Genomic DNA, 15,561 nt, shown 5'->3' with positions numbered 1-15,561 from the left:
CAACGAGAATTGGCCATGCCTGAAAAGACCAACAGAATATCCTTCCAGGGCGAGCCCGGCGCCAATTCCGACACCGCCTGCCGTAACGTCTATCCCTCGATGCAGCCGCTGCCGTGCCCGACCTTCGAGGACGCGTTCAATGCGGTCGAGACCGGCAAGGCCGATCTCGCCATGATCCCGATCGAGAACACCATCGCCGGGCGCGTCGCCGACATTCACCATCTGCTGCCGGAATCGAGGCTGCACATCGTCGGCGAATATTTCCTGCCCATCCATTTCCAGCTGATGGTGCTGCCAGGTGTGAGGCGTGACGAGATCAAAACCGTGCACAGCCACATCCATGCGCTCGGCCAGTGCCGCAAATACGTCCGCAAAAATGGCTGGAAGGCGGTTGTCGCCGGCGACACGGCGGGCGCGGCCAAGATGGTCTCCGAGGTCAAGGACCGCACCATGGCGGCCCTGTCCCCGGCATTGGCCGCCACGCTCTACGGCCTCGACATCATCGAGGAGAATGTCGAGGACACCGATTCCAACGTCACGCGCTTCGTCGTCCTGACCAAGAACAAGCAGTGGGCCGAACGCCCGTCGCCTGACGCCAAGATGATGACGACCTTCATCTTCCGCGTCCGCAACGTGCCGGCCGCGCTCTACAAGGCGATGGGCGGTTTCGCCACCAACGGCATCAACATGACCAAGCTCGAGAGCTACCAACTCGGCGCCTTCACGGCGACACTGTTCTACGCCGACATCGAGGGCCACCCCGACGATCCGCTGGTCAAGCTGGCGCTGGACGAGCTTCGCTTCTTCTCGCGCGAGGTGCGGATCCTCGGCGTCTATCCGGCGAGTGAGTCACGCGAGCAGTGGAAGGTAGCGGATTAGTGCCTGTCGCCCAAACTGCGCAGCGGTTTTGGGACAACGACATGCATGAAAGTACCTAGTTCGGGAAGTCCCACGGGTTTACGAGTGCTACTCCGGTTCCCTCGAAATCCCCGATGTTGCGCGTCACCAGCGTCATACGCCGGGTGAAGGCCGTGGCTGCGATGTAGGCGTCGTTGATCGGTTTGGGATTGGGTACATGCCATTGGGCCGCCTGAACGGCCGCCGCCTCGTCCAGAGACAGGATTCGACCGGAAAATGTCGTAAGAACCGCATTTTCCAACCAATTGCGCAGCACCTTGCCCGCAATGGCATCATGATGTTCCACTAGTCGCACGCCAATCTCCAGTTCGTGCAGGACCACGGACGAGATAAAGGTTTCGGCGGGATCGACGGTCTCGTTCCATAGCACGACATTAGGATGCGCCCTGCCGCTCGCTACCTTTCGCAGTTCGGACACCACATTGGTATCGAGCAACAGCATCAGGACAAGTCTATTGGCTTGGCATGTTCCGTGCGGGGCGGGAGCGGCAAATCAAGCTCTCCAGCTTCCGGCGCAGCCAGCATCTCGCCGAGCGACCGCGTTTTGTCGGTGAGCCGTTTGTACTCATCGAATGATAAGAGGACATGCACCGGCCGCCCCCTGTCGGTGATGATCACGGGTCCGTCCTTGGCGGCGCGTTTTGCACGGCCAAGGTCCTGATTGAGCTCGCGGCCCGAAAGCGTGGTGACGATCATATCAGCCTCGCAAAATGTAGTTACGTAGCTACATTTAATCTACTTAAGCAGAATTGCAAGATTCGACCGCGATTGGCAACTCATCGCAAGTCCAGGATTGGGGTTGCGCTGCCTTGATAGGAGTGCCACGGCACTGGCTGTGTTTCGCGCCCGCGATAAGCTATGGAACACGACCGGGACTGGATGCCGTGCGCTTCTAAATCACTGCGCCAAGCGGCACATAGTCGATCTCCATGAAGGTCTCGACTTCAGGAATCCAGCGGTCGCGCACGAAGGCGACGTGGTCGGGATGGTCGTTGTACCTGGTATAGGCGGCCTGGTCGGCGAATTCCATGGAGAAGCCGAACTGGTAGTCGTTCTTGGGGCTGATCTGGCGCAATTGTTCGAAATGGGTGACGCCCCTGATCGCCGAGAGGAATTTTTTGGCGTCGACCAGGAACCTTTTTTCCTCCAGCGAGTGCGGCGGATGCTTCAGCGTGAACACGACGGTATGGCGGATCATTTCCCTCTCCTGATTTCCATTATTCGCTGTCGACCCAGGCGCGGATCAGGTGATGCGCGATGGCTCCCTTCGGCGGCGTGATCAGATTGCCCGGATGCTCCCTGGCCAGCATCAGGCGCACCTCGTCGCGCAAGAACCAGCGGCAGTCTTCCAGCTCGTTGAGGTCGGCCTGGATGTCTTCATTGAGCGGCTCGCCGAAGCAGCCGATCATCAGCGAATAGGGGAATGGCCAGGGCTGGCTGGCGTGGTAGACGACGCGGCCGAGCCGGATGCCGGCCTCCTCCAGCGTCTCGCGGCGCACCGCCGCCTCGATCGTCTCGCCCGGCTCGATGAAGCCGGCAAGGGCGGAGTACATGCCCGGCGCGAAATGCCGGCCGCGCCCGAGCAGGCATTTCTCGCGCGTCGCCGTCAGCATGATCGCCACCGGATCCGTGCGCGGAAAATGCTCGGTGCCGCAATTCGGGCAATGGCGCTTGTAGCCGCCGGCCCGCATTTGTGACTCGGTCCCGCATTTGCTGCAGAAACGATGGCTGGCGTGCCAGGCGAGCAGTGCGGCGCCCTGCGCCATCGCTCCGGCGGCCGCTTCGTCGATCAGGCCTTGCATGTAGACCGAGCGGTAGTCGATGGCCTTGACTGTTTCGGGAAGCTGTTCCGGCTCGAGACCGGCGGTCACCGCCAGCACCGGGCCCTGGTCGGAGAATCCAAGCAGCACACCGCTGCCGGGCAAGGTCTGGAAGGGCAGGCTTTCGGCGACGCCGAACCAGGGATCGAAGCTGCCGTCACGAACCTTCAGGTAGAGCCGGCCGCCCTGCATCAAAAGCAGCCTGGTTCCGGGATCGGCGAGCGCTTTGTCGACCGAATCGTCGGCGCGGTTCTCGGATTGTCGGTCGATACTGTTGCCGGCGAAGCCGACGAATTGGCTCGGCTCGCGCAAGGGCGCGTCAAACAGGCTAAAGCTCATGCGGACTCTGGGCGTTCGGGATGGACATGTTCGGGATGGACACGGGAAGGCTTATAGCGCCGCCCTTATCGTTTCGGCAAACCGGCGCAGCTCGGAGCGCTGATAGGGCTCGCGCAGGCCGTGTCCCCACACCGGGCCGGGCCAGCCGGGATCGCCTTCCGAACGGGCGATGACGTGGATGTGCAGCTGGCGCACGATGTTGCCGAGCGCGCCGGTGTTGATCTTGGTGCAGCCGGTCACCTTCTTCAGCGCCTGCGCCACCATATTGGTCTCGAAGGTCAGCATTGTCTGGTCGAGCGGCGTCATGTCGTGGATTTCCTCCACGCCCGGCCGCTGCGGCACCAGAAGCAGCCATGGCCAGCGGCGGTCGTTCATCACGCGCAGTTCACACAGCCCAAGCCACATCAACTGCTCGCTGTCCGCCTCCAGCCGGGCATCCAGCGTGAATCCGGCCTTCAGGCCCGGCAGCATCGGCGTTTCCCTTGCTTTTGGTGTTTTCCTCAGAGTCATGAACGCTAGAGCGGCTGCATCGAGGCTGCAAGCGAATCTCGTGGCTGGTGCAGCCGATTTGCCTGCGCCCTTGCATTTCGTCGCCGAATTGCCGATATGGACGGAGGGAGGTTGGTGGTGGACGATCCACTCGCCAACCGGGTCAGGTCCGGAAGGAAGCAGCCCTAACGAGCCCGGAACGGGTCATTGTTCCAGCCTCCCACCTCATCGGCCCTTCTCGCGACGTTGACGACGCATTGCAGCGCGGGCGAAACTATGCGCAGGAATCGGCCGCCTTTTGGCGCGGCCATTTGGAGTTTTGCGGGCGAATGAGCGAAGCCGGAAATTCGGGACCAAAAAGCCTGGAGATAGGCAAGGCCGGCGCCTATCGCGTGCTGGCGCGCAAGTACCGTCCGGCGAATTTCTCCGAACTGGTCGGCCAGGAGCCGATGGTGCGCACGCTCACCAACGCTTTCGCCACCGGCCGCATCGCCCAGGCCTGGATGTTGACCGGCGTGCGCGGCGTCGGCAAGACCACGACGGCGCGCATTCTCGCGCGGGCCCTGAATTATAAAACGGCAACAATCGACCAGCCTTCCGTCGACCTTGCCGTGCTCGGCGAGCACTGCCAGGCGATCATGGAAGGCCGCCATGTCGACGTCATCGAGATGGATGCCGCCTCGCACACCGGCATCGATGATATCAGGGACATCATCGAACGGGTGCGCTACGCGCCGGTCTCGGCCCGCTACAAGGTCTACATCATCGACGAAGTGCACATGCTGTCGACACAGGCCTTCAACGGCCTGTTGAAGACGCTGGAAGAGCCGCCGCCGCACGTCAAGTTCATCTTCGCCACCACCGAAATCCGCAAGGTGCCGATCACCGTGCTGTCGCGCTGCCAGCGCTTTGACCTGAGGCGCATCGATGCGGCTGTGGTGAAGACTGATCTCGCCCGGATAGCGGGCCTGGAGGGCATAGAGGCGGACGACGACGCGCTGGCAATGATCGCGCGCGCGGCCGAGGGGTCGATGCGCGATGCTCAATCGATTTTCGACCAGGCCATCGCGCATGGCGGTGGTGCGGTCAGCGCCGAAGCCGTGCGCGCGATGCTGGGTCTCGCCGATCGCGCCCGCGTCGTCGATTTGTTCGAACATGTCATGAAGGGTGACGTTGCCGCGGCACTGGCGGAATTGCGCGCGCAATACGACACCGGCGCCGATCCGGCCGCCGTGCTGACAGACCTTGCCGAATTCAACCATCTCGTCACCCGGCTGCGTTTCGTTCCGGCCGCCGCCGACGACGCGGCGCTGTCGCAGGACGAGCGCGAGCGCGGCGCAGATTTCGCGCGGACGCTCTCGATCAAGGTGCTGTCGCGGACGTGGCAGATGCTGCTCAAGGGCATCCCGGAGGTGCAGTCCTCCAACCGGCCGGTAAGTGCAGCCGAGATGGTGCTGATCCGGCTGGCACACGCGGCCGACCTGCCGACGCTGGACGAGGCATTGAGGTCGCTGGAGAACGGCCTGCCGGCGCCGGGCGCCGCGCCGCGTTCGAACGGCGCGCCGTCGAGCCCCGGTAATGGCGGCGCTCCTGGTGGCAACGGCGCCAGCGCAGTGGCGCAGGCGCGCATGCCCGGCGGGTCGGGCGGCGCGCAGACCATGCGGCTGGTCGAAGCCGCGCCCGCTCCGGCCGCCTTCATTGCGCCTGTGCAGCCGGCGCCGGAGGCGCAGCCAATATCGCTGAAATCGCTGGCCGATATTGTCGCCCTTGCCGACGCGCAGCGCGACATCGCCTTTAAGGTGCTGGTCAAGCGCTGCATCCGCCTCGTGCGCATCGAGCCCGGCCGCATCGACGTCAGCCTGACCGACGATGCGCCCAAAATGCTGCTCAACGACTTGACGACCAAGCTGCGCGCTTGGACCGGTCGCAACTGGCTGGTGTCGCTGTCGAAGGAAGAGGGCGGCCAGACGCTGGCCGAAATGGAATCGACCAGGCGCGAGAACGCTTTGCTCGACGCCAAGAGCGATCCGACGGTCGCCGCCATCCTGGCGCGTTTTCCCGGCGCCAGGATCATCGACGTGCGCATCCCCGACGCGCCGGAAGCCGACGCGGTCGAAGCCGAAGTGCCGGTCGAGCCGCCGGCGGACGACGACGAACCCTGACGAAACCACGACTCTGCAAAGGATCGGACCATGAAAGATCTTCTCGGCCTCATGGGCAAGGCGAAGGAAATGCAAGCCAAGTTCCAGGCTATGCAGGACGAGATCGCCACGGTCGAAGCCGTCGGCCAGGCCGGCGGCGGCCTGGTCATTGTCACGTTGACCGGCAAGTTTGAGATGAAGTCGCTGAAGATCGACCCGTCTCTGTTCAAGGAGGATGAGGTCGAGATCCTCGAAGACCTGCTTCTGGCCGCTCACAATGACGCCAAGGCCAAGGTCGAGCAGATCATGCAGGAAAAGACCAAGGCGCTGACCGCCGGCCTGCCGATTCCGCCGGGAATGAAACTGCCGTTCTAGATGCATGTCGCCCAAGAGTGTGCGACAGTTTTGGGGATAACGACATGCATAAAGCCAAAGACTAGTTGGCCATGGCCGAAGAGCCGTCCGAAAGGCTGATCGAGCAGCGTATCCGCAACAGGATCTACGAGATCCTGGAAATCCTGGCCGATTCTGATGCCGGCGTCGATCTCGTCGGCATCAAGGGCTATTTCAACCTGTTCGAGGATTTCGTGCATCGCCCCTCGATCGAAGCGGGCACTTCGGCGCTCTCGAAGGAAGAACGCGCCATCGTGCTGGAGATCGCGGATTTCCTGGAGGCTGCCGGGGAGGCCAACCCCGATTTCACCAGGTCCGAGTTCATCGACAGCGACTGGCCGGGAAAGATCGCGCCGGTCGCCCGCAATGCGCGAGCATTGTTCCTGAAGCGCGGGCTGTTCTCGGAGAAATTCGAAGAAATTGAGCCAGGACGGCCGGCAGCGATTTCAGCCGGGCGATAATGCATGTCGTCCAAAAGCGGTCTCGGCCTGGACAAGGGCGTGCATAAAACAAAGGCTTGAAGTCCGGATCTTGCCACGTAACTGTGCCAGTTTGGCAACAGCATCTCACTAATAACGTTTTAGCCATCATTTTGCCCGAAAGTGTCTCATTCTTGCCGCAGCCTGGGGGCGGGCATCGAAGTGAGAGGGTTACCTGTTGATTGCCACGCGATGGAAGACGCCGCTGTTGCTCGGCGTCGTCACGTCTCCCCTGTTCCTGGCCGCTTGCAGCCAGACCGCGTCACACGGCATGTCCAGCCTGACCGACGCCATCACGCCGAGTTTCCTGAGCTCCCGCGGCTACCACACGCCGAAGGACAGGGAATGCCTGGAAAGGGCGATGTTCTTCGAATCCAACCGGTCGAGCCGCGATGGCATGATCGCCGTCGGCACTGTCGTGATGAACCGGCTGCGCTCCGGCAAACATGGTGACACCATCTGCGCGGTGGTGGGCGAGCGCGGCCAGTTCGCGCCCGGCGTCATGACCAGGCCGATGAATTCGCGTGCCATGCCCGATGTCGAGGAAGCCGCCGACGCCGTGCTCAAGGGCGAGCGCAAGGCCAAGCTCAAGAACACGATGTATTTCCACACCGCGGGCCTGCGCTTCCCCTACAAGAACATGCATTACACCATGGTCGCCGGCGGCAATGCGTTCTACGAGAAGCGCGGCCGCAACTGGCAGCCGCTGCCGGACGAGCCGACGGTCGCGGTCGCCTCGGCCGAGCAGCCAGCAGCCTTGCCCGGAGTAGCCGCGACTCGTGTCGCTTCCGCCGAGCCGGCGGCCAAGACATCCGATCGCACCGCTGCGGCCTACGTGACTGCCGCGGCGGAGCCGATGCGCTCCGGCAAGGCGGCCCAGCAGACCTACGTGACGGCATCGGCTGCGCCGGCCGCAAAGTCTGCGCGCGTCCAGGAAAAGCCGACGATGGTGGCGATGCAGGAGCCGATGGAGGAACCGGACGCCGCTCGTTTTGGCGGGACCTTGAACACGAAGGTCATTTCCTCGGTGCAGGGCGCGCCGCAGGAAGCGGCGATGGGATTCCAGTCGACGCCTGAGAACACCGATGCCATCGGCGCGATGATCGTCAGCCAGAGCCGTCCGCTCGAAACCAACTGAGGCGGGCCGCACTTGACGGCCTGCCGGTGCTGGTTGGAGACGCGGTCCGGACGCAAAACCGCTTCGCACTTTTCGCGGAATTGCTCTAGATCAGGGCAATGTCCAAGCGAATCGCGGGTCCCGAGATCGAACGCCTGATCCAGCTCCTGGCCAAAGTGCCGGGGCTCGGTCCCCGCTCGGCCAGGCGCGCCGCGCTGCATTTGATCAAGAAGAAGGAACAGCTGCTGTCGCCGCTCGCCGCCGCCATGGGCGAGGCGGCCGACAAGGTGCGCATTTGCTCCACCTGCGGCAATGTCGACACGTCGGACCCCTGCATGATCTGCACCGATCCGCGCCGTGACGCCGGCACGCTGATCGTCGTCGAGGACGTCTCTGATCTGTGGGCGCTGGAGCGGGCGGCGGCGATGAACGTGCGCTACCACGTGCTGGGCGGCACGCTGTCGCCGCTCGACGGCATCGGCCCCGATCAGCTCAACATCCGCTCATTGGTCGACCGCGTCGCCGGCGGCGAGGTCAAGGAGATCATCCTGGCCGTCAATGCCACGGTGGAGGGCCAGACCACGGCCCATTACCTGACCGATCAATTGTCCGGTTTCGAGGTGAAGATAACGCGGCTGGCGCATGGCGTGCCGGTCGGGGGCGAACTCGACTATCTCGACGAAGGCACGCTGGCGGCAGCGCTGCGCTCCAGGACGGCGTTTTGACGCGATTGCGGGGAAGGATGCTTGTCACGATGATCCCGCATCCTCAAAAGTTGGCGTTCCGTGGCGCCCCCCTCTGTCCTGCCGGACATCTCCCCCTCAAGGGGGGAGATTGGCAATTTCGCAGCCGGCATCTCCTTTTCAACGGCGGTGTTTGGCGAAGGCAGAGACAACAGTCGATCTCCCCCCTTGAGGGGGAGATGGCCGGCAGGCCAGAGGGGGGCGCCAAGGAACGCGGCCTCCGCAAGTTCTGCTTTGCGTTTTTCCTGGCGATACTGGCTGCACTGTTCCTCACCCCTCCCGCCTCGGCCGCCAAGATCGACGACCAGTTCCGCGCCTGGCTCCGGAGCGATCTGTGGCCTGACGCCAAGGCCAAGCGCATTTCCAAGCAGACCTTCGATGCCGCTTTCGACGGCGTCAAACCCAATCTCAAGCTGCCCGATCTTGTCATGCCCGGCGAGAAGCCGAAGACGCCGCAGAAGCAGCATCAGGCCGAGTTCGGCTCGCCCGGCGCCTATTTCGCCGAGAAGACCATCCGCGCGGTCACATCGGGCGGGCGGACGCGCGAGGCGGCCAACGCCAGGACACTCGCCGCGATCGAAAAGCGCTATGGCGTGCCGGGCGAGGTCCTTTTGGCGATCTGGGGCCGCGAAACAGGGTTCGGCGCGGCGAAGATGCCTTACGACGCCTTCGAGGTGCTCGGCACCAAGGCGTTCATGTCGACGAGGAAGGACTTCTTCCGCACCGAGCTGCTGGCGGCGCTCGAGATCGTCCAGCGCGGATTGGCCCCGGTGGATGCGATGAAATCGTCCTGGGCCGGCGCGCTCGGCCAGCCGCAATTCATGCCGACGTCGTTCCTCAAGCATGCCGTCGATTTCGATGGCGACGGGCGCGTCGACATCTGGAGCTCGACGCCTGACGTGCTCGCCTCCATCGCCAACTATCTCGTCCATTATGGCTGGGTGAGGGGACGTGGCTGGGGATTCGAAGTGACCGTTCCCGAGAGCGTCTCCTGTTCGCTCGAAGGCCCCGACCAGGGCAAGACAATCTCGCAATGGGCCGCAATGGGCATCAAGCGTGTCGGCGGCAAGGCATTCCCGGCGAGCGAGCTGAAGGCCGAGGGCTTCCTGCTGATGCCGGCCGGCCGCAGCGGCCCGGGCTTCATCGCCACGCCCAATTTCTACGTGCTGAAGCAATACAACACCAGCGACCTCTATGCCCTGTTCATAGGCCATGGCGCCGATCGCATCGCCCATGGCGATGCCAATTTTTCCGGCAACTGGGGCGCGGTCGGTGACCTCCACCGCTCCGATATCGCCGCCCTGCAGCGGGCGCTGGAGGCCAAGGGCTATGATGTCGGCAGCGCCGACGGGCTGCCCGGCTTCAAGACCCGCCGCTCGATCGGCGCCTGGCAGGAAAAGAACGGCAAGCCCGCCACCTGCTTTCCCGATGCCGGCCTGGTCGCTGCTCTGAAGTAACTCTCAAGTCAGGGTTTTTTCTCGACTGCTGGCCTCTGTTGGCCTTCGCATGCTCCCGCTCGCCCGCCTGCCACTATGATCCAGTGAGCCGACGCATAAATGCTCGTTGCCCGCCGCGAGGCCGCCGGATATGCTGTTGACCAACTGGACAAAAACCACGACGGTAAGTGGTCAAAGGGGGCCCTTGTCGGCCTGGAAAAACACCGCAACCCTGAGCCGGGAACTCAGGTCAACAAAACAGGGAACAATCACCATGATGATGGAAAAGCTTGCTCTACGATCCCGCATTCTGCTTGCGGGTGCCGCAATGTCGGCGCTGCTTCTCGCGGGAGCGCCGGCTGGCGCGGTCACGCCAGCCGACACGCTGGTCGAAGGCTTTGCCATCGACGACATCATCTCCATGGATCCGGGCGAGGCGTTCGAGCTGTCGACCGCCGAGGTCACCGGCAACACCTATGACCTGCTGGTCCGGCTCGACCTCAGCGACACCTCCAAGGTCAAGGGCGACCTCGCCGAAAGCTGGACCGTCTCGGACGATGGCCTGACCTACACGTTCAAGCTCAAGCCCGGCCTGAAATTCGCCTCGGGCAACCCGATCACCGCGGCCGACGTCGCCTATTCGTTCGAACGCGCCGTCAAGCTGGACAAGAGCCCGGCCTTCATCATCGACCAGTTCGGGATCAGCGGCGACAATGTCGCCGAAAAGGCCAAGGCGGTCGATGACACCACCTTCCAGTTCATCGTCGACAAGGCCTATGCGCCGAGCTTCGTGTTGAACTGCCTGTCGGCCACCGTCGCCTCGGTCGTCGACGCCAAGCTGGTCAAGGAACATGTCGCGGCGGTCACGCCGAGCGCCGACTACAAATGGGACAATGATTTCGGCAATGCCTGGCTGAAGACCGGCTATGCCGGCTCGGGCGTCTACAAGCTGCGTGAGTGGCGCGCCAATGAGGCCGTCGTGCTCGAACGGAACGACAATTACTACGGCGAAAAGGCAAAGCTTGCCCGCGTCATCTACCGCAACATGAAGGAAAGCTCAGCACAGCGCCTGGCGCTTGAGGCCGGCGACATCGACGTCGCCCGCAATCTCGAGCCGAACGACCTCGACGCCATTGCCAAGAACGCCGACCTCACCACAACCAGTGCGCCGAAGGGAACTGTCTACTACATCAGCCTCAACCAGAAGAACCAGAACCTCGCCAAGCCCGAAGTCCGCCAGGCCTTCAAATATCTGGTCGACTATGACGCGCTGAGCTCGACCATCCTCAAGGGCATCGGTGAAATCCACCAGACTTTCCTGCCCAAGGGCGTGCTCGGAGAACTGGACAAGAACCCGTTCAAGCTCGACGTCGCCAAGGCCAAGGAACTGCTGGCCAAGGCAGGCCTGCCCGACGGCTTCAGCGTGACCATGGATGTGCGCACCGGCCAGCCGACAACCGGCATGGCGGAATCGATCCAGCAGACGCTCGGCCAGGCCGGCATCAAGCTTGAGATCATTCCCGGCGACGGCAAGCAGACGTTGACCAAGTACCGCGCCCGCAACCACGACATCTATATCGGTCAGTGGGGCCAGGACTATTTCGATCCGAACTCCAATGCCCAGACCTTTGCCTCGAACCCGGACAATTCGGATGAGGGCAAGTCCAAGACGCTGGCCTGGCGCAACGCCTGGGATATTCCGGACCTGACCAAGCAAACCGAAGCCGCTTTGCTGGAGAAGGATTCGGGCAAGCGCGCCGACATGTACAAGGATCTGCAGCAGAAGATCCTGGACACCAGTCCCTTCGTCATCATCCATCAGCAGCTGGAAGTCGCCGGGTTGCGCAAGAACCTCAAGGGTTTCGCGCTCGGCCCGAGCTTCGACACCAATTTCGTTGGGCCGGTTTCCAAGGAATAGCGCCGGCGGATGAGCGTAGCTGAAAATCAGGCGGCGGCAGGGCGCGGCAGCGCCCGCGCCGTCACCATTTTCTCATCGATCGGCCGCTTCCTGGTGATCGCGATCACGACCTATCTCGGTCTGCTCGCGGTGACCTTTTTCATCGGCCGCGTCATCCCCATCGACCCGGTATTGGCCGTGCTCGGCGACCGGGCGCCGGCCAATGTCGTGGAGCGCACGCGCCGCGAGATGGGTCTCGACCTGCCGCTGATCGAGCAGTTCTACATTTACGTCAAAAATGCTCTCAACGGTGATTTCGGCACCTCGGTGCTGACCACCAATCCGGTCATGACCGACATCCGCCGCGCCCTTCCGGCAACGACGGAACTGGCGACGTTGGGGACACTGATCGGCGCGCTGTTCGGCGTGCCGCTGGGTGTGCTGGCTGCCGTCAGGCGCGGCAGCCTCATCGACCAGGTGGTCCGCGTCATCGGCTTGATCGGCTATTCCGTGCCGATCTTCTGGCTTGGCCTGCTCGGGCTCGTCCTGTTCTACGCCAAGCTGCAATGGGTGGCTTTCCCGGCGCGGCTCGACGTCGTCTACGAATACACCTTCACGCCGATCACTGGCTTCTACCTTCTCGATTCGGCGATGCAGGGGCAGTGGGATGTCTTCTGGGACGCGTTCCGCCACATCATCCTGCCGGCCTCGCTGCTCGGCTATTTCTCGCTCGCCTATATCAGCCGCATGACGCGCTCCTTCATGCTCAACGAACTCACGCAGGAATACATCGTCGCCGCGCGCGCCAAGGGCCTGTCGGAAACCCGCATCATCTGGGCTCATGCCTTGCGCAATGCCGCCGTGCCGATGGTGACCGTGATCGCGCTCTCCTATGCCGGACTTCTGGAAGGCTCGGTGTTGACCGAGACGGTCTTCTCCTGGCCCGGCATCGGCCTCTACATCACCAATTCGCTGCAGAATGCCGACATGAACGCGGTGCTCGGCGGCACCATCGTCATCGGCTCGGTGTTCATAGCCATCAATCTTCTGTCCGACCTGCTTTACCGCGTGCTCGACCCGAGGACCAAGGTAAGATGAGCAGAGGAATCCCACTTTCAGGCTCGGCTGCGGCCCACCCCGGCCCTTCGGGCCACCTTTCCTCTCCCCCGTCGAACGGGGCAGAGTTGGTCTGCGAAGCAGACCGGAGTGGGGGCCGACAGCGCCAAGAGGCATCGTCATGACCGCCTCCGACGCCGCCCCCCTCTCCCGCCGCGACTGGCTGCTCAGCGAGCGGCCGGCCTCGCGCATGCAGGCGAGGCTCGGCCGTGCCTATGTCGCGTGGCGGCGTTTTTCCGCCAATCGGCTGGCCTTTCTCGGCCTGCTCATCATCATCGCGCTGCTGGTCATTGCCGCCCTTGCAGGGGTACTGGCGCCTTATTCGCCGACCTTCGGCGATCTGAAGAATGCGCGCCTGCTGGCGCCAAGTGCTGAGCACTGGTTCGGCACCGACGATCTCGGCCGCGATATCCTCTCGCGCATTCTCTACGGCTCGCGCTGGACGCTGTACGTCGTCATCCTGGTCGCCATCATCGCCGCCCCCATCGGCCTCGTGGTCGGCACCGTCGCCGGCTATGCCGGCGGCTGGACCGATGCCATACTGATGCGCATCACCGACATCTTCCTCGCTTTCCCCAAGCTGATCCTGGCGCTGGCCTTTGTCGCGGCCCTCGGCCCCGGCATCGAGAACGCGGTGCTCGCCATCGCCATCACCTCCTGGCCGCCCTATGCCCGCATCGCGCGTGCCGAAACGCTGACTGTGCGCAATTCCGATTACATCAAGGCGGTGGAGCTGATGGGCGCCTCGCCCTTCCGCATCGTGCTGCGCCACATCATGCCGCTCTGCATCTCCTCGCTGATCATCCGCGTGACGCTCGACATGGCCGGCATCATCCTCACCGCCGCCGGCCTCGGGTTCCTCGGGCTCGGCGCGCAGCCGCCGCTGCCCGAATGGGGCACGATGATCGCTTCGGGCCGCCGCTTCGTGCTCGACCAATGGTGGGTGGCCGGCGCGCCGGGCTTCGCCATCCTGATCGTCAGCCTCGGCTTCAACCTGCTTGGTGACGGCCTGCGCGACGCGCTCGACCCGCGGAGCGGCGACCAATGAACGGCGAAACGAGGACACGGCCGGAACGCGCATTGCTCGAAGTCGACGATCTGCGCGTCACCTTCCCGACGCGCACCGGGCTGATCGAGGCGGTGCGCGGCGTTTCCTTCTCGCTAGGCCGCGAGCGGCTCGGCATCGTCGGCGAGAGCGGCTCGGGCAAGTCGCAGACCGGCCGTGCCATCATGGGGCTGACGCCGCCCCAGGCGCGGATATCGGCGAAGAGGCTGGCTTTCGACGGCATCGACCTTCTGGCCGCATCGCCACGTGAGCGCCGCGCGCTGCGGGGCAATCGCATCGCCATGATCCTGCAGGATCCGAAATATTCGCTCGACCCGGTGATGAGCATCGGCCGCCAGATCGTCGAGACGCTGCGCACCCATGAGAAGGTCTCCAAGGCCGAGGCGCGGGAGCGCGCGCTGGCCATGCTGGAGGCGGTGCAGATCCGCGACCCCCGGCGTGTCTTCGACCTGCATCCGCACGAGGTCTCCGGCGGCATGGGCCAGCGCGCCATGATCGCCATGATGCTGATCGCCGGGCCGGAAATGATGATCGCCGACGAGCCGACCTCGGCGCTCGACGTCACCGTGCAACTCGACGTGCTCGGCATTCTCGACCGGCTGGTCGGCGAGCGCGGCATGGGGCTGATCTTCATCTCGCACGATCTGCGCCTGGTCTCGTCCTTTTGCGACCGCGTCATCGTCATGTATGCCGGCAAGGTGGTGGAGCAGCTCAAGGCCTCCGAACTCGGTCGCGCCCAGCATCCCTACACGCGCGGCCTGCTCAACTGCATGCCCAAGATCGGCGCCGATCGTCACCCGCTGCCGGTGCTCGACCGCAAGCCGGAGTGGGCGGCATGACGTCAGCAATTGCCGTCGACGGGCTGGAGGTCATCTTCGACCGCTTTCGCGCACTGAAGGGCGTCAGCCTGGACGTGCAGCCGGGCGAATCCTTCGGCCTGGTCGGTGAATCTGGCTCCGGCAAATCGACGCTGCTCAGGGCGATCGCCGGCCTTGCGCCGGTCGCTTCGGGCAGCATCACGGTCAACGGCAAGAAGCTCGGCGCGCGCCGCGACAAGGCCTTTTACCGCGAAGTGCAGATGGTGTTCCAGGATCCGTACGGTTCGCTGCACCCGCGCCAGACCATCGACCGCCTGCTGCAGGAGCCGCTCGCCATCCATGGTTTTGGCGACGGGGAAAAGCGGATCCAGCGGGCGCTCGACGAGGTCGGTCTCGGCAACGGCTTCCGCTTCCGCTACTCGCATCAATTGTCGGGCGGCCAGCGCCAGCGCGTGGCGATCGCGCGCGCGCTCATCCTCGAACCGTCGGTCCTGCTGCTCGACGAGCCGACCTCGGCGCTCGATGCCTCCGTGCAGGCCGAGGTGCTCAACCTGCTCGAGGAGGTCCGCCGGCGGCGCAAGCTCACCTTCCTGATGGTCAGCCACGACCTCGCCATCATCACCCATATGTGCGAGCGCCTGATGGTGATGCAAAGCGGCGAGGCGGTGGAGAATTTGACGGCGGATGACCTGGTCGAACGCCGCGTGACGAAGGATTACACGCGCAATCTCTTGCGGGCCAGCGACGGGTTTGTGAGAGCTATTTGAATTCGCTTGTCTTGCGAACCGA

At 63.7% G+C, this 15,561-nt stretch carries 17 protein-coding genes and 1 other RNA gene; 13 read left to right on the top strand and 5 right to left on the bottom strand.

Features of this window, described 5'->3' with window-relative positions:
* Nucleotides 1-15: 15 nt before the first annotated feature.
* Nucleotides 16-879, top strand: coding sequence for a prephenate dehydratase (locus tag FJ979_RS07865; protein ID WP_140496876.1), 864 nt, complete (start codon nt 16-18; stop codon nt 877-879).
* 55 nt (nt 880-934) lie between these two features.
* Here the strand turns inward: FJ979_RS07865 and FJ979_RS07860 are convergent, their stop codons facing one another.
* The 5 genes from FJ979_RS07860 to FJ979_RS07840 form a co-directional block, all read right to left on the bottom strand.
* Nucleotides 935-1,360 carry a type II toxin-antitoxin system VapC family toxin gene (locus tag FJ979_RS07860; protein WP_140513112.1) on the bottom strand — a complete coding sequence of 142 codons (426 nt, stop codon included), beginning with the start codon at nt 1,358-1,360 and terminating at the stop codon, nt 935-937.
* On the bottom strand, nt 1,360-1,614 hold the full coding sequence (locus FJ979_RS07855) for a type II toxin-antitoxin system Phd/YefM family antitoxin (RefSeq protein ID WP_140513114.1): 255 nt from the start codon (nt 1,612-1,614) through the stop codon (nt 1,360-1,362). Before FJ979_RS07855 ends, FJ979_RS07860 begins: the two co-directional genes overlap by 1 nt.
* Nucleotides 1,615-1,810: 196 nt before the next feature.
* Nucleotides 1,811-2,116 carry a Dabb family protein gene (locus tag FJ979_RS07850; RefSeq protein ID WP_140580452.1) on the bottom strand — a complete coding sequence of 102 codons (306 nt, stop codon included), beginning with the start codon at nt 2,114-2,116 and terminating at the stop codon, nt 1,811-1,813.
* 19 nt (nt 2,117-2,135) lie between these two features.
* Complete coding sequence (nudC, locus tag FJ979_RS07845; protein ID WP_140496871.1) at nt 2,136-3,077, bottom strand: NAD(+) diphosphatase; 942 nt, start codon at nt 3,075-3,077, stop codon at nt 2,136-2,138.
* 51 nt (nt 3,078-3,128) lie between these two features.
* Complete coding sequence (locus FJ979_RS07840) at nt 3,129-3,548, bottom strand: HIT family protein (RefSeq protein WP_140496869.1); 420 nt, start codon at nt 3,546-3,548, stop codon at nt 3,129-3,131.
* Between the two features lie 145 nt (nt 3,549-3,693).
* Here FJ979_RS07840 and ffs point away from each other — a divergent pair.
* The 12 genes from ffs to FJ979_RS07775 all read left to right on the top strand — a co-directional run bounded on the left by ffs (nt 3,694) and on the right by FJ979_RS07775 (nt 15,539).
* An RNA gene (gene ffs / locus FJ979_RS07835) (signal recognition particle sRNA small type) lies at nt 3,694-3,790 on the top strand.
* Between the two features lie 105 nt (nt 3,791-3,895).
* Nucleotides 3,896-5,728 (top strand): DNA polymerase III subunit gamma/tau, encoded by a 1,833-nt coding sequence (locus tag FJ979_RS07830; RefSeq protein ID WP_140580450.1) that lies wholly within the window; start codon nt 3,896-3,898, stop codon nt 5,726-5,728.
* 30 nt (nt 5,729-5,758) lie between these two features.
* Nucleotides 5,759-6,082 (top strand): YbaB/EbfC family nucleoid-associated protein, encoded by a 324-nt coding sequence (locus FJ979_RS07825; protein ID WP_140496865.1) that lies wholly within the window; start codon nt 5,759-5,761, stop codon nt 6,080-6,082.
* A 71-nt stretch (nt 6,083-6,153) separates the two neighbouring features.
* On the top strand, nt 6,154-6,561 hold the full coding sequence (locus tag FJ979_RS07820) for a hypothetical protein (RefSeq protein WP_140496863.1): 408 nt from the start codon (nt 6,154-6,156) through the stop codon (nt 6,559-6,561).
* 196 nt (nt 6,562-6,757) lie between these two features.
* Nucleotides 6,758-7,717, top strand: coding sequence for a cell wall hydrolase (locus FJ979_RS07815; protein WP_140523817.1), 960 nt, complete (start codon nt 6,758-6,760; stop codon nt 7,715-7,717).
* Between the two features lie 98 nt (nt 7,718-7,815).
* Nucleotides 7,816-8,421, top strand: coding sequence for a recombination mediator RecR (gene recR, locus FJ979_RS07810; RefSeq protein WP_140513120.1), 606 nt, complete (start codon nt 7,816-7,818; stop codon nt 8,419-8,421).
* Nucleotides 8,422-8,618: 197 nt separating this feature from the next.
* Nucleotides 8,619-9,896, top strand: coding sequence for a lytic murein transglycosylase (locus FJ979_RS07800; protein WP_140564877.1), 1,278 nt, complete (start codon nt 8,619-8,621; stop codon nt 9,894-9,896).
* A 253-nt stretch (nt 9,897-10,149) separates the two neighbouring features.
* Nucleotides 10,150-11,793, top strand: a complete 1,644-nt coding sequence (locus tag FJ979_RS07795; RefSeq protein ID WP_140496855.1) for an ABC transporter substrate-binding protein — start codon at nt 10,150-10,152, stop codon at nt 11,791-11,793.
* 9 nt (nt 11,794-11,802) lie between these two features.
* Nucleotides 11,803-12,870 carry an ABC transporter permease gene (locus FJ979_RS07790; protein WP_140564874.1) on the top strand — a complete coding sequence of 356 codons (1,068 nt, stop codon included), beginning with the start codon at nt 11,803-11,805 and terminating at the stop codon, nt 12,868-12,870.
* A 139-nt stretch (nt 12,871-13,009) separates the two neighbouring features.
* The gene (nikC, locus tag FJ979_RS07785; RefSeq protein WP_140496850.1) at nt 13,010-13,936 is read left to right on the top strand and encodes a nickel transporter permease; all 927 of its coding nucleotides are present in this window, start codon (nt 13,010-13,012) and stop codon (nt 13,934-13,936) included.
* The gene (locus FJ979_RS07780) at nt 13,933-14,793 is read left to right on the top strand and encodes an ABC transporter ATP-binding protein (protein WP_140513126.1); all 861 of its coding nucleotides are present in this window, start codon (nt 13,933-13,935) and stop codon (nt 14,791-14,793) included. The genes nikC and FJ979_RS07780 overlap by 4 nt, the downstream gene beginning before the upstream one ends.
* Nucleotides 14,790-15,539 carry an ABC transporter ATP-binding protein gene (locus FJ979_RS07775; RefSeq protein ID WP_140580448.1) on the top strand — a complete coding sequence of 250 codons (750 nt, stop codon included), beginning with the start codon at nt 14,790-14,792 and terminating at the stop codon, nt 15,537-15,539. The genes FJ979_RS07780 and FJ979_RS07775 overlap by 4 nt, the downstream gene beginning before the upstream one ends.
* Nucleotides 15,540-15,561: the final 22 nt, after the last annotated feature.

Origin of the sequence: Mesorhizobium sp. B1-1-6 (assembly GCF_006443035.1) — a bacterium.
Classification (GTDB): domain Bacteria; phylum Pseudomonadota; class Alphaproteobacteria; order Rhizobiales; family Rhizobiaceae; genus Mesorhizobium.
Note: the sequence above shows the minus strand (reverse complement) of the source record. Positions and strands in the feature narration are given on the sequence as shown.

Coding starts and splice junctions, on each gene's coding strand:
- FJ979_RS07865 (WP_140496876.1), top strand. CDS start 16: ATGCCTGAAAAGACCAACAGAATATCCTTCCAGGGCGAGCCCGGCGCC.
- FJ979_RS07860 (WP_140513112.1), bottom strand. CDS start 1,360: ATGCTGTTGCTCGATACCAATGTGGTGTCCGAACTGCGAAAGGTAGCG.
- FJ979_RS07855 (WP_140513114.1), bottom strand. CDS start 1,614: ATGATCGTCACCACGCTTTCGGGCCGCGAGCTCAATCAGGACCTTGGC.
- FJ979_RS07850 (WP_140580452.1), bottom strand. CDS start 2,116: ATGATCCGCCATACCGTCGTGTTCACGCTGAAGCATCCGCCGCACTCG.
- nudC (WP_140496871.1), bottom strand. CDS start 3,077: ATGAGCTTTAGCCTGTTTGACGCGCCCTTGCGCGAGCCGAGCCAATTC.
- FJ979_RS07840 (WP_140496869.1), bottom strand. CDS start 3,548: ATGCTGCCGGGCCTGAAGGCCGGATTCACGCTGGATGCCCGGCTGGAG.
- FJ979_RS07830 (WP_140580450.1), top strand. CDS start 3,896: ATGAGCGAAGCCGGAAATTCGGGACCAAAAAGCCTGGAGATAGGCAAG.
- FJ979_RS07825 (WP_140496865.1), top strand. CDS start 5,759: ATGAAAGATCTTCTCGGCCTCATGGGCAAGGCGAAGGAAATGCAAGCC.
- FJ979_RS07820 (WP_140496863.1), top strand. CDS start 6,154: ATGGCCGAAGAGCCGTCCGAAAGGCTGATCGAGCAGCGTATCCGCAAC.
- recR (WP_140513120.1), top strand. CDS start 7,816: ATGTCCAAGCGAATCGCGGGTCCCGAGATCGAACGCCTGATCCAGCTC.
- FJ979_RS07800 (WP_140564877.1), top strand. CDS start 8,619: ATGGCCGGCAGGCCAGAGGGGGGCGCCAAGGAACGCGGCCTCCGCAAG.
- FJ979_RS07795 (WP_140496855.1), top strand. CDS start 10,150: ATGATGATGGAAAAGCTTGCTCTACGATCCCGCATTCTGCTTGCGGGT.
- FJ979_RS07790 (WP_140564874.1), top strand. CDS start 11,803: ATGAGCGTAGCTGAAAATCAGGCGGCGGCAGGGCGCGGCAGCGCCCGC.
- nikC (WP_140496850.1), top strand. CDS start 13,010: ATGACCGCCTCCGACGCCGCCCCCCTCTCCCGCCGCGACTGGCTGCTC.
- FJ979_RS07780 (WP_140513126.1), top strand. CDS start 13,933: ATGAACGGCGAAACGAGGACACGGCCGGAACGCGCATTGCTCGAAGTC.
- FJ979_RS07775 (WP_140580448.1), top strand. CDS start 14,790: ATGACGTCAGCAATTGCCGTCGACGGGCTGGAGGTCATCTTCGACCGC.